Origin of the sequence: Bradyrhizobium sp. 1(2017) (assembly GCF_011602485.2) — a bacterium.
Classification (GTDB): Bacteria; Pseudomonadota; Alphaproteobacteria; order Rhizobiales; family Xanthobacteraceae; genus Bradyrhizobium.
Genome location: NZ_CP050022.2, coordinates 3255903 through 3268597, shown reverse-complemented (window position 1 = coordinate 3268597; position 12695 = coordinate 3255903). Strand labels below are relative to the sequence as shown.

At 59.4% G+C, this 12695-nt stretch carries 9 protein-coding genes and 1 pseudogene; 4 read left to right on the top strand and 6 right to left on the bottom strand.

All coding sequences use genetic code 11. The features are described from left to right. Window positions 1-375: 375 nt before the first annotated feature. Both HAP40_RS15115 and HAP40_RS15110 read right to left on the bottom strand, forming a co-directional pair. Window positions 376-1281 (bottom strand): cytochrome b5-like heme/steroid binding domain-containing protein, encoded by a 906-nt coding sequence (locus tag HAP40_RS15115; protein WP_208024774.1) that lies wholly within the window; start codon window positions 1279-1281, stop codon window positions 376-378. Further along, the gene (locus HAP40_RS15110; protein WP_208024775.1) at window positions 1190-2056 is read right to left on the bottom strand and encodes an FAD-dependent oxidoreductase; all 867 of its coding nucleotides are present in this window, start codon (window positions 2054-2056) and stop codon (window positions 1190-1192) included. Before HAP40_RS15110 ends, HAP40_RS15115 begins: the two co-directional genes overlap by 92 nt. A 339-nt stretch (window positions 2057-2395) precedes the next feature. On the opposite strand from HAP40_RS15110, the gene HAP40_RS15105 reads away from it, so the two are divergent. Together HAP40_RS15105 and HAP40_RS15100 are read left to right on the top strand one after the other, a co-directional pair. Next, window positions 2396-2761 (top strand): hypothetical protein, encoded by a 366-nt coding sequence (locus HAP40_RS15105; RefSeq protein ID WP_166817066.1) that lies wholly within the window; start codon window positions 2396-2398, stop codon window positions 2759-2761. A 101-nt stretch (window positions 2762-2862) separates the two neighbouring features. Further along, window positions 2863-4098 (top strand): dienelactone hydrolase family protein, encoded by a 1236-nt coding sequence (locus tag HAP40_RS15100; protein WP_166817067.1) that lies wholly within the window; start codon window positions 2863-2865, stop codon window positions 4096-4098. A gap of 71 nt (window positions 4099-4169) precedes the next feature. On the opposite strand, the gene HAP40_RS15095 is transcribed toward HAP40_RS15100, so the two are convergent. After that, window positions 4170-4697, bottom strand: a complete 528-nt coding sequence (locus tag HAP40_RS15095) for a cupin domain-containing protein (protein WP_166817068.1) — start codon at window positions 4695-4697, stop codon at window positions 4170-4172. Window positions 4698-5052: 355 nt separating this feature from the next. Here HAP40_RS15095 and HAP40_RS15090 point away from each other — a divergent pair, with 355 nt between their 5' ends. Then, window positions 5053-6015 (top strand): helix-turn-helix domain-containing protein, encoded by a 963-nt coding sequence (locus HAP40_RS15090; RefSeq protein WP_166817069.1) that lies wholly within the window; start codon window positions 5053-5055, stop codon window positions 6013-6015. Between the two features lie 224 nt (window positions 6016-6239). On the opposite strand, the pseudogene HAP40_RS15085 reads toward HAP40_RS15090, so the two are convergent. The 3 genes and pseudogenes from HAP40_RS15085 to HAP40_RS15075 form a co-directional block, all read right to left on the bottom strand. Continuing rightward, window positions 6240-6970: pseudogene (locus tag HAP40_RS15085) on the bottom strand (response regulator). 500 nt (window positions 6971-7470) lie between these two features. Next, complete coding sequence (locus tag HAP40_RS15080) at window positions 7471-8454, bottom strand: helix-turn-helix domain-containing protein (protein ID WP_166817070.1); 984 nt, start codon at window positions 8452-8454, stop codon at window positions 7471-7473. A gap of 300 nt (window positions 8455-8754) precedes the next feature. Continuing rightward, window positions 8755-9528 (bottom strand): winged helix-turn-helix domain-containing protein, encoded by a 774-nt coding sequence (locus HAP40_RS15075; protein WP_166817071.1) that lies wholly within the window; start codon window positions 9526-9528, stop codon window positions 8755-8757. 603 nt (window positions 9529-10131) lie between these two features. On the opposite strand from HAP40_RS15075, the gene HAP40_RS15070 reads away from it, so the two are divergent. After that, window positions 10132-12666: an ATP-binding protein gene (locus HAP40_RS15070; protein ID WP_246741097.1), complete on the top strand. Its 2535-nt coding sequence runs from the start codon at window positions 10132-10134 to the stop codon at window positions 12664-12666. Window positions 12667-12695: the final 29 nt, after the last annotated feature.

Sequence of the window (12695 nt, the reverse complement as noted above, 5' to 3'; positions counted from 1 at the left end):
GCCATGCCGACCCCAGTGCTTGCGATATCCACGCGACTTCCGCGCGCAAGCTTACCGTCCTTGATTGAAGGCGTCGCTGTCTGCCGCGCCCACGATAACAAGATCGAAAGCCTCACCGGCGTCGATGCGCTTTGTGATGTCGGAAGACCCGGTCCACGTTGGGGTCACCGTGTTGCCGGAGTCGGCAGCTTGAACCGAGTGCGCAGCTAAAAGGCTGAAGAAGGCTGCGGCGATAAAGCGCCTTCATATCGGCCCCTGACGCTAGCGGATCAACATATTACTTTCTTTCCGATCCGACACCAATGTCCGTGTGGATCACTTGCGGAAGGCGAGCACTGCCCCGCGCTGGAAACGCCGGGCTGCCGTCGTGCCCGGTCACGGCAGGGTGGCGGGAGCCTCAACGAGGGTGCCGATGCAAAAATGAGCCATGTGCGCGACAGCTTCGGCACTATGGTAGTCCCCAAATTCCGCCGTGGCTTCCCTGCCGGCATACATTCGGGCAATCCCGGCACCACCGGGATGATGGGGCGCCCACTCGGAGATGTCGTAAACTTTGCCTGAGATAATGACCCAGCAGTCGTTTCGCGTGTTGTGCCGAGCGACCTCTTCCCGCGTGACGGAGCGTGGAGCGCTGGCAGGAGAAGCTGGCTTCCACAGCGCACCGGTAATCGTGGCGTAGTTGGCCTTGGCGGCTCGGCGGAAATCCCACGGCCCCAATCTCTTGTAGGGCAGTTCGGCGCCGATATTGCGGGCGTCGTACGCGTAAATCCAGGAGTCGTCCTCGCCGCCGCGCTTGTCGTGGGCAAAGGCCGGACTCACCCGCTCGTCGAGCTTCTCGAGCAACGCCTTCTGCTCAGCGGTGTCCTTTGCCCGCAAGTGATCGAAGGCGAATTTGGAACCGAGTTGGAAACGAGTGGCGCGGTAATGCCGCACGCGCTCGTAGTGCAACAACGCTGTCGCGACATCGCGCTTATGCAAGGCGAAGGCGCCGGCGAGCGCGGCGGCGTCCTCGAAGGACTGCGCAGCGCCCTGGCCAAATGTGGGAAGCATCGGGTGCGCCGCGTCTCCAAGAAGACAGATGCGGCCTTGGACCCAGGTTTCGAGTGCATCACGATCGTAGAGACCCCATTTGGTCGGACGAACGATTGCCCCTGCCAGTGCGAGCAGGTCTTCGCGACCGGTGCTCCCCTCACGCCTCTCCCACCTCGCGAAGGATCTCCTCCCGGCTGACGGGAAACCAGTCGCCCTCCTCCCGCTCGAACGCAGCCGCGTCGGGCTCATAGCGGGCGATCCACACGTTCAACAACTCGCCGCCGCGAACCCAATATGTCGTTGCCCCGCTCCTGTCGTTCCGGTGACGGTCCATGCTGAAGGAGTCGATCGGATTGTTGTCCAGCGAGCTCCCGTCGGCCTTGCGGAGCGAGGCGACCACTGCCCGCGGAATGAGGCCACGAAAGCATGTCACCTCGGTCCAGCGCTTGGGACGCGGGTTCGGCCACGCCAGTTGCAACGTGGCTGAATTGATGCCGTCTGCACCGACGAGGACCTCTCCGGTAGCGGCTCGGCCATTCGAAAAGATGGCGGTTACCTCGCCGGCAGCCTGGCTCAACTGTGTCAGCCTGCAGTCCATGTGCAAGATGATCGGGCACGGCGCCCCGCTGTCGGGACCGAACTCGAACACCCGCTTGTACAGGCACATCAACAGGTCCAGCCTGTGCATGTGATGGAACCCGGCGCCGTCACCCACGGCAGTGACATGATCGAACGGCCTCTGCGTCACGCTCCCGTCCGCGTTGAACTGCCGTGTTGATTCCAGAATTGCCGCCCGGCCACCGTCGATCGCTCCATCAGGGCCCTTGGGATCCCCGCCATCGAGGTCGACGCCCAGCCAACGACATATCCGCGCCCCGTTGGGCGGAATGTTCAACCCGGCACCCGCGGTGCTGGGCACTTTTGTTTGCTCGTAGACATCGACCGACGAGAACACACCGGACTGTCGCAGCGCCAATGCCGTCATCAGCCCGCCCATCCCCGCACCAACGATTACCGCCCTCATCCTGTCTTCCTTCCGAAGTGAGCGACGCACCGATTTCCTGTCTCCCGACGAGAGTAAGGAGGATGACGCCCAAACAGGCGAGCGAGACTAGCTGCGAGGGGCTCAGCGATAAAGCGGCTTCTCGCGTGAGCAAGGTATGCGCGCGCCGCGCAAAGCCCCCGCAAAGTGAGCCAATCGTGCGCATCTCAAACCATCTCATCCGGTTCGGTCGCCAGCGCCCGCTCTAACTCCAGCTCGTACGGCAGAGGCGTTTTAATGACCGAGGACGGCGACGGACTTCTAACAAGCGCTCTGTGACAATCGTAACGCGTTCGCTCGACACTGAAGTGACGTCGTAGCGTGCACTATCTACGCTGGACGTATCGCCGTGAGCGACGCAACGCCGGCACTTGGGTCGCAGACTTTTCTTCTGAGGTTGGCAGCGCCGGGGCGGCCGTCGTCTTCTGCTACAAATTGGGCATGACTTGTCGCCTCCTGGTCCAACCTCTGATGCACAGTTCGGCCGACGCCTGCTATGCGCACTTCCATGGTGAGGAGACCGCCGATGGTGTCACCGATTGCCGAGGCTTCGTCCTCGTTGAGGATAGCGCGCACGACCTGAGCCGGACGAATCTCGAGCCGATCAACGTTGACTTACAGGAACTGTCCGAGGCATTGGCCCTGACCACGCTCGGCTTTGACATCCCGTCACTTGTCGCCAATTGAAAAGCAAAGTTTCGCGTAAAGAGCGGCGGCGCCGCAAAGAAGCTCACCTTGTGAACGTCTCTATGCAGACTTTCGCGAAACTCGACACGAAGGACAAAGCGATGGCGGAACAGTGGATCGACATCGGGGCTACAGATGGCAGCACTTTCAAAGGCTATCTCGCTCTTCCCGCTTCAGGCTCCGGTCCCGGCATTCTGCTGCTGCATGAGATTTTCGGCGTCAACGCCTCGATGCGGAACCTCGCCGACTACTATGCCGAGGAAGGCTATGTGGTATTGGCACCCGACCTGCTATGGCGTGTGGGAGCGGGCATCGAGCTTGCCGACGGCGACGGCGATCTCGACGGGGCGATGGACCGCTATCAGGACTTCGACACCAACCAGTCGATCAAGGATTCCGCCGACGCATTGCAGGCACTGCGCGCGCGCCCCGAATGCACTGGCAAGGTCGGCGCGCTCGGCTTTGGCCCTGGCGGCAAGCTCGCCTATCTCGCTGCAGCGCGCGCCGACGTCGACTGCGCAGTCTCCTACTATGGCGTCGGTATCGAGGCCGAATTTGGAGAGGCCGCGAGGATCAAGGGACCGGTCGTATTTCACCTCGCCGAACTCGATCGCGTTGTCCCTGCCGAAGTGCGGATGCAGATCACGGCAGTCTTTGCAAGTCGTCCGGATGTCGAGCTGTATCTCTATCCCGGCTGCGACCATGGCTTCGCGGTGCCAGAACGTGCGAGCTTCAACAAAACGGCGACCTTGATCGCGCACTCGCGCTCGATCGCGATGTTCCGAACATTTCTCGGCCCCCATTACGATCTCTCGTCACTGTGGGACAAGCACACCGAGCTGGAATTTGTGACCCGCTCGGCGGAAGCGACCATGAGTACCATGGTGGCCGAGCCCTATGTCAACCACATCCCGACCATGACGGGTGGTGTCGGCTACCACGATCTCCTGCGCTTCTATAAGAATCACTTCATCCCGAAGACGCCCAAGGACACCAGGCTCACCCCCATCTCGCGCACCATTGGCGCCGACCGGGTCGTCGACGAGATGCTGTTTTGCTTCACCCATGACATCGAGATCGACTGGATGCTCCCGGGCGTGTCCCCGACCGGCAGGTATGTCGAGATTCCGCTGGTTGCGATCGTATGCTTCCGCGGCGACAAGCTCTACAACGAGCACATCTACTGGGACCAAGCCTCGGTGCTGGTGCAGATCGGGTTGCTGGATCCAAAGACGCTTCCCGTGGCGGGGGTGGAGACCGCGAGGAAGCTCGTCGAGAAGTCCCTACCTTCCAACACGATGATGGCGCGCTGGACCGAGAGCGCGCCGAAAGCTTGAACGCTGAATACACTCCATCACGGCAGCTCACGGCGCCATGCCCGGATTGCGGTGTCAGGAGAGCGCCACCGTCAATCACGAGGTCCACCCCAATTGACGTCCAGCCCGACCGCCGCATTCTCGGCCGGACTTGCCAACCAATACCCTTTTGCATGGACAAGATCGAGGAAGCGCCGTGCCTGCTCTTCCGGCGAGGAGCCGGCGGGTGAGATCGATATATCCTGCAAAAATCGGGCCATCTCCGTCGTCGTCACGCACATGATCGAAGCGGCCGCCTGCGACGCGTTTCTCCACGCATGCTTGGCCCCGTCTCGCACGTCGAAAACGTCACCCGGTCCAAGCACCTCCCACCGATCTTCCCTCAGAGCATCTATCTTCCCGGACAGCACGTAAAACGTCTCTCGATCGGCGTGACTATGCATCGGCACCACCACGCCCGCCGGCAGGGTACATCGAATGAGACAGTAGTCTCCCGCCGTACCGGAAATTTCCGTGAGATACTCGTTCGTCGGACGCAGGTGCTCCTGCGGCGAGAACACCTCCTGGACATCGGGTGCACTCTTCGAACGAAGATCATTCGGATTGAGATTGTCAGACATTGTCGGAGGCCTCTTTCATGATGCTGGCAGACTAACCATTTGCAGGTGACGATCAACGTGTTGACCGCAGCAGTTTGACTCCAATGCCGTCAGAGAGCATCAGGCTGACACAGGGACTGTGCCGGTCCATTCACTCTCCCGGGCGACCAATATCTAGAACAATGAAGCATGACTCTGGAGTGGTTGGCGCGCCCTTTCCAATGCGGTAATGCGCACTCATTGAACGATCCGGAGCTCCCGTTCTCGGCAACGACTTGGCGAACACATTTTAGTGTGCCGCGGCCGCAGCTTCCAGCCTTGCGCCGACTTGGAGTATGCGGGTTGCTTTGCTCCTCGGTGCGAAAAGGACGGCAACATGACCAGCGGAAGTGATTTTCTCATCGGGCCAACGTCCGATCGCGAGGCATGGCTGACCGGCATCCGCTCAGTCGGCGTTCTCAGCTCTCAGGGCGTCGAATCCAATGCGTTTAGAGGTTCGGTGCGTGGCTCATGCCTGTGGGGGATCACTACACTCGAAACTACGTTTGCAAGCCTCAGCGTCTGCCGGTTTGAACGGATGCATCGGGACCCGCGTCTAGAATGTAGCGACTATTACAACGCCGTGTTTCAGATCTTTGGCCGCTCGACCCTGATTCAGAAAGATCGTGTGATGACACTTGCTGTAGGTGACATCGGGTTTGTCGATGTGGCGAGACCGGTCAGTCTGATCTCCTGCGACCCGTCCTGCCGATGGCTTTCTCTGTCCCTGCCACGACGTGCGCTAGTTTCCCACGTGGGTCGGGAGCCGCACGGCGGGATGCACTGCCACGGTGCAACACCCGCGAGCCGCCGCCTGTTCCGTCTCGTTTCCGACGCCCTTGGCGAGGGCGATACTTCAGCCGGCGCAGCCGATGCCTTTATGCGGCTCGCGGTCTACGACCTTATCGGCGCTTTGTTCGCTGACTCCGATTTGCCGTCCGGTACCTCTCATACCGACAAGTTGTTCACACGCATATGCCGCATCGCCACGAACCACTTCTCCAATCCCGAGCTTTCTCTCCGCGATGTGGCCGGTGAAGCAGGCATTTCATTGCGCTATCTTCAGAAGCTTTTTACCGCGCGCGGAACAACGTACAGCCGGTTCATACAATCGCTTCGCCTAGACCACGCGGCGCAACTTCTGAACAGACAGAACCTGCTAGACTCCGGCCAGCCGCTTACCGAGATCGCTTATGCCTGCGGCTTCCGCGACTACGCGCATTTCTCTCGGACATTCCACCTTCGATTTGGTTGCACGCCAAGTGCCGCCTCCGAAGGACGTCTTTCGGCGCCGGGTTGAGCGCGGCGCCGGCAACCGGAACGAGTTCGCATGCCCTCGCCCGGCGCATCGTAGCAATTCTGCTTCAACACATGAGCTCCTGCTCGATGTGTGCAGGAGGCAGCCTGGCGCTTCGCTGTTATGCCACCATCACCGGGAAATACGGTTACATCTGCAGCCTGCCGACATTGCGTCTACACGAGCGTATGCCTGGTCACGCACCGCACGCACTGGCCGGTCACGCCTTAGAATGGCTCCACTGGTACTGCAAAGACGTAACCAACGCCACGCTCGGTCTGGATAACGCGTGGCGCGCTGGGTTCGGTATCCAACTTGCGTCGCAGCCGCAAGACTTGCACGTCGATGCTACGGTCGAATATGTCTTCGTGCACGCGTGTTGCCTGCAGAAGATGCTCGCGTGTCAAAGGCCGCAGCGGCGCCTCGAGAAAGGCCAGTAGTAGCGCAGCGCATACTCGCCTTTGCTCAATAGAACTGGCACGCCATTCGGGTCAATGACCTTGCGACCGCGACGTTCGAGGATCCAGCCGTTGAAGCGGTACCCGCCGCGTTCCGGATCACGGACGCGCTCGATCCGTCCCATCTCCTGACGCCGCAACACCGCGCGAACGCGCGCCAGAAGCTCTCTCAGGCTAAAGGGCTTGATGATGTAGTCGTCGGCACCAAGCTCAAGACCGACGATGCGATCGATTTCGTCCGGATGATGCCCGGTCGTGATGATGACGGGTACATCCGAATGCGACCGGATTTCTCGCAGCAGATCCAGTCCATCGTCCTGACCGAGCCGAAGATCAAGAAGTATCAAGCTCGGCTGCGTCCCTTCGAGAAGCCGGTGCAGTTCTACTCGATCGGATGCAGACCTGGTCGACACATTGTGCTCTTCCAGATAGGTAATCACCATTTGACGCAACGCGGAATCGTCATCGACGACTATGATGTGACCGACATCTGCCAACATACTCAGTCTCTTGAATTGAGGCGAACTTATCGCGAAGGCTTGCACCATCTTCGCCCGGCCACTTCGCCAAGGATGAAATCAGCCCCGATTGCAAAATTACTTTCAGGCAAGATCGCGTGTCACCTGCCCTCGAGCGTATCCGTGGGACGACTGCATTTCGATCCATCTCGCTAATTCACAATCATACGTTTCGGTCCGCTCCTGCTCGACCGCGCGTTTCGACGGCGACCAGGAACGCCTCCGATTCCGTGCATCATCCTCCTATCTCGCAGTTTCGGCGGCACAGATAAGTCCGCGTGCAGAGACCTCGATCTAGATGAGCGGGACTATCCGGTCTTGAAGATTCCTACCGCCAGCGCTCACAGTTTAGCGAGCAGCCGCATGATCGAAACCCCGTGAACCCGACGCATCCATCGCGACAAAGCGGCCAGTGGGCGCCAACGCCAGTCGCGGCCGGCGCGCGCCGTTGAACTGAGCGCGTCCCCAAAGGGCGCTAGCCTTCAGGCAATTTCGATCCGTCTGCCAGCTTCGCGAGGCCATTCGTCGCCGGCAAGATGTCCGTCTGAAGCCGCGGTCGGCGAGCACCCGAATCGACGGCGGAACGTACGGCAAAAATGGCCGTAGTCACGAAACCCACAAGCGTGGGCAATCTCCGAGAGAGGCTGGTCAGATTTGATGAGCTTGCGTCGCCTCAGAAGACGCGCCGCCTGGTCCAGGCGAAGGGATTGAATGAACCGGCCACAGGTCGTTCCGCGGGTCGTAAACAGCTTCTGGAGATAGCGCAAGGAAATGCCCGCTTCATTGGCTACATCAAGGTAGCTAATTCCAGGCTCCGAGAATCGCCCCTTGGCGATGCTACAGACACGCATAAACAGTTTGTCGGACGGAGAACGACTTGGCGAAGCATCCGACACTCGGAGTAGTGCGCCGAAAAGATCATAAATCGCCAACTCCATGTATGGCTCACCCGCGCAGAACGGCTCGTCGATTTCGGCAAGAGTGTCCGAAACGAGGCGGAAAAGGACGCGACTTACGGGTGCCGCATTATGCCAGCACGTGCCGCCGCGCGGCTCCATGCCCAGATGGGACCTCAGCGATCGCCGCGGCATATACATGGCAAGCCACCGGCTGCTATTGGTGATGAGGCTTGATGACTGCGCCATGTCGACGAGTGCAAACTCACCTGCAGCGATCTCCATGACGCAATCATTCTGGATCACGGTTGATCTACCCGAGATCTGAAACACCGCTTTGTAGTAATCTCTCCCATCAACGCGTGTCTGCCGATGCGTTCGCTCGGCTCTGCTAACACGGCGGCTTGCAAATGCCACATCAACCGCGGAAATTCCCCACATATCCGAGCGACGCACAGAACCCTCAAAAACATCGGATTCAAACGAGCTGTAACCGAGCGACTGGAGGCCGGTGACCCAAGCCTCGTAGTTCGAGGTCGACTCAATGAGAAATTTGCGACTGGCAATCATGCTACCTCCGGTCTTCGAGCCAACGAGTGTGCGATGAAGGTCGAGCGGCTTCGAATATCCCAACATCCCCGGCTTATCGCCTAACGAAAGCGTGATGTTTCGACCGTCTTCAACTTCTGAACATCTGTTGACACCGTACCCGCCCGCGCCACGTAAGCGCGGCATAGCGACTTACGACCATCGCTATATCATCGCTGGATCATTCACGGCCGAGGCCACCAAAAGGTCGCCCGGATCAGGGTCAATAGTTTGCGACCCGAGAGGCACGCTGGACGTTTCCCGGATTCGACCTCAACTCTGCTAGAATGGATCGACTGAGGGAATGAAGACGTAGCCGACGCCACGTTCGGTTCTGATGATTTGAGGCGAACCCGGGTCATCCTCCAATTTGCGCCTGAGACGCATCACCTGGACATCGATGCTTCGATCAAAAACGTCTTCGAGGACGCGGGTCGCCTGCAACAGACGCTCGCGCGAGAGCGGCCGCTGCGGTGTCTCGAGGAAGGCGAGGAGCAGAGCGTACTCGCCTTTGGTCAGCAGTACGGTATTGCCCTTGGGGCCAGCGAGGTGCCGCGCGCGTCTATGAAGCTGCCATCCACTGAACCTGAATCCTCCCCGTTCGGGGTCGCGCGCTCGAGCCATTTTTCCCATTTTCCTGCGCCTGAGCACGGCGCGTACGCGCGCGAGAAGCTCCCTCATGCTGAATGGCTTGGCCAGGTGGTCATCGGCTCCCATCTCCAGCGCGATTATGCGATCACTCTCGTCGCATTGATGATCGGTCGTCACGATAATCGGCAGGTCGGAGCGGGATCGTATCTCTCGCAAAGGCCGGAGGCGATCATCGCCTCCCAATGGCAGATCAAGGACGATCAGGCTTAGATTGCTTGCCTCGAAATCCTGGCGGCTCGTGCGCCAGTCTGGGACAGCACGGACCGGCATGTTGTGCGCCTCGAAGAAGCTGGCCAGTGACCGCCGAATACCGGGATCGCCGTCGATAAGGAGAAGATGACTGGTGGGGACGAGTATTTCCGCCGTGTCCGTTCTAATGAGTGCAGTTCCTTCGCGGACGCTCATGCTTGCTCTCTTGCTTGTCGGCTGCGGGCTAAGAAGCCAATTTCGTGCACGAGCCATATAGAAGTTGGCCCGAGCAGCCGACAGTTCTGCTGCGCCTAGAAGTGCGCTCCGGAGCACTCACTAGGACGCGCCGCGACAAGGAGATTCCACACGCACCCTTCTGGCACCTCGGATAGTTTGCACATGACAATATCATGACATTTTCATGTCAAGGCTCGGAGCCCGCGTCACGTCATCGGCCGAGGTAGTTCCAATCGCTTCCCATCGGGGACCGGGGTGAGCGCGCGATTGCCGATGCACGGTCAACCCCAACACTGCCGGCATCGATGCAAAGATTTTCTGGGAGGGCCCGTTGCCCGTGTAACCGGGTTTTCCGGGATTTGAAACAGAGCCGTAACACGGCGTAGCGATTTTGCAGTGCATACCAAGGAGGCTTGCATGAGGCGGGACGGGCGTAGCTGTGATGACGCAGACCGGACGGGACAACGGATGCGTCAGCAACATTGTTGGACCGTCGCCCCAGACAGATGCGACATTGTTTTCAACGCGACCGGACGCCAGGATGGAGCACGATGAGAGGTGACTCTCCTACTGCGGTTACATGTGCTGATCGTTGTCGCGTTGCTGCCCGCGATCGCGCTGCTGATCTACAACGAGTTCGACCTGCGTCGAACCCGCCAGATTGAGGTGCAGGGTCAGGCTCTCAACCTCGCCGAACTCGCCGCTGCTGAGCAGCGGCAGATCGTCCAGGGGATTCATCAGACGCTGATTGCCTTGTCGGAGCTTCCTGCGATAAAGGCCAAGGACGCAGCGGGATGCAATGCTTACCTCGCCAAGATCAAGCAACGATCTCCGGGGTTCATCAGTTTCGTCGTGGTCGACAGAAATGGTACCTCGTTCTGCGATGCGACCGATGACCACAAGCCTTCGACCGCTGCGGGTAGACCCTACTTCGCGGATGTGCTGAGATCCGGTGAATTTACTGTCGGCCAATTCGCGATCGGCCGCCAGACCGGCCGGAACGTCCTTCATTTCGCTCTGCCGTTCTTCGGCGATGATGGCAGCGTCGGCGGTGTCGTTATAGCCGCTCTCGGCCTGGATTGGCTGGCCGACTCCCTCAATCGGCGGAATGTTCCGCCTGGTGCCGCGCTTGCCGTCGTCGACCGGAATGGCACATACCTTGCCCACTACCCCGACAATGCCCGGTTTGTCGGCCGCAAGATGGCTAGTGACCATGATCTCAGCCGCAACGATCGCACCACGGCCGATCTCGTTGACCGCGATGGCGTTGAACGGATCGTGGGCTACTCGACGCTGAAGGATGTTTCCGGAGGGCTTCTCATCAGCTTTGGTCTGGACAAGGCCCGGGCATTCGCCGAGATCCAACGCGGTACTCAGAGGGGGATCCTTCAGATCGTGCTGAGCACGGCACTGGTTCTGATCCTGACATCGTTAAGCGCCCGTCGATTTATCCATCGTCCGCTCGGGAAGCTCGTCGATGCCGCCAATCAATGGCGCTTCGGCAAATTTGACCAGCGTGTGGACATCCACGGTACGTCAGAAATAGCAAGAGTGGCCGAGGCATTCAATACGATGGCAGACGCGCTGGACCACCGTGAGCATCAATTATCCGAAGCAAAGGAGAAAGCAGAGGAAGCTGCAGCTCGGATCACGATGATCTTCGAGAGTACCACCGACGGCGTGATCATAATCGATCGAGACTGGTCAGTCAGCTATCTCAACGGACCTGCCAAGCTGCGACTGGCCCATGACCGACATGTCATCGGCCTACCCCTTGCGGAAGCCTTTCCCGCCGCCGCCGACCTCGCCGTCCTGAAGCAAATTCGTGAGGCGGCGTCGGAGCAACGACCGATCTTTCTCGAGACATTCTGTCAACTCACTCAAGTCTGGTACACAATAAGCGCGTTCCCATCGAGTCAGGGCCTGGCGGTCTTCCTACGGGATATCACCGAACACAAGCACGCCCTTGAAGCACGGCGTTCGATCGAAGAGCAACTCCATCAGAGTCAAAAAATGGAGTCCGTCGGACAGCTTACCGGCGGCGTTGCTCATGACTTCAATAACCTCCTTACTGTCATTTCCGCGAACCTTGAGCTCATCGAGGGCACGACGGATCTTGGTAAAATCCGTCGGTGTGCCGAGGCCGCGCGACGCGCTACTGATCGGGGGGCAAAGCTGACGGCCCAACTACTCGCCTTCTCGCGGCGGCAGGCGCTAAGGCCGAAATTGGTCGACGCTAACGAGCTCATTTTCGAGTTTCAAGGGCTCATTCAACAGGCCGTCGGGGATGGCTGCGAAGTCCGTCTGCAGACGGATGAGAAGCTGTGGCTGTGCCATGTCGATCCTGCTCTGCTGGAGACCGCTCTGCTTAACCTTGCCCTGAATGCTCGGGACGCCATGGCGGAAAAAGGCGTTCTCTGCATCGAGACGCAGAACATTGTCGTGGAACCGGGCATGCCTGAATGTTCTCCAGGATCGTACGTTCGCCTGTCCGTCACAGATAACGGCAGCGGCATGCCCCGCGAAGTGCAGGATCGGGTGTTTGAACCTTTCTTCACGACCAAAGAGCCTGGTAAGGGTACCGGGCTCGGGCTCAGCATGGTCTATGGCTTTGTCCGACAATCCGGAGGACATATAGCTGTACAGAGCGCACAGGGAGCAGGTACCACGATCACGCTATATCTGCCTGCAAGCAGACAGGAGCGCGACACCAAACCGGATGCCACCGAGACTCTCACACTGCCCGCGGGCTCGGAGAGAGTTTTGGTCGTCGACGACAACGATGACCTCCTGAACGTCACTTCGGCAATGCTGTCCACATTCGGCTATCAGGTTTCCTGTGCCCACAATGGCGCAGAAGCGCTTCGGACTCTCCGGGGCGACCAACAGTTCGAACTTCTGTTCAGTGATATCGTGATGCCAAACGGAATAAACGGCATTGAGCTAGCCCGCGAAGCGAGGCGGCTACGCAAAGATATCAAGGTGCTGCTCACCTCCGGCTACGCCGAGGGCATGCTGCAACGAAATGATGCCGTTGGCGAATTTCCTGTTATCGACAAGCCCTTCAGCTTGGCCGACCTGGCGAGACGTGTCCGGTCAGCCTTGCGCGAAACATGATCTCTTGCCTGACCGGATTGGCGAACCCT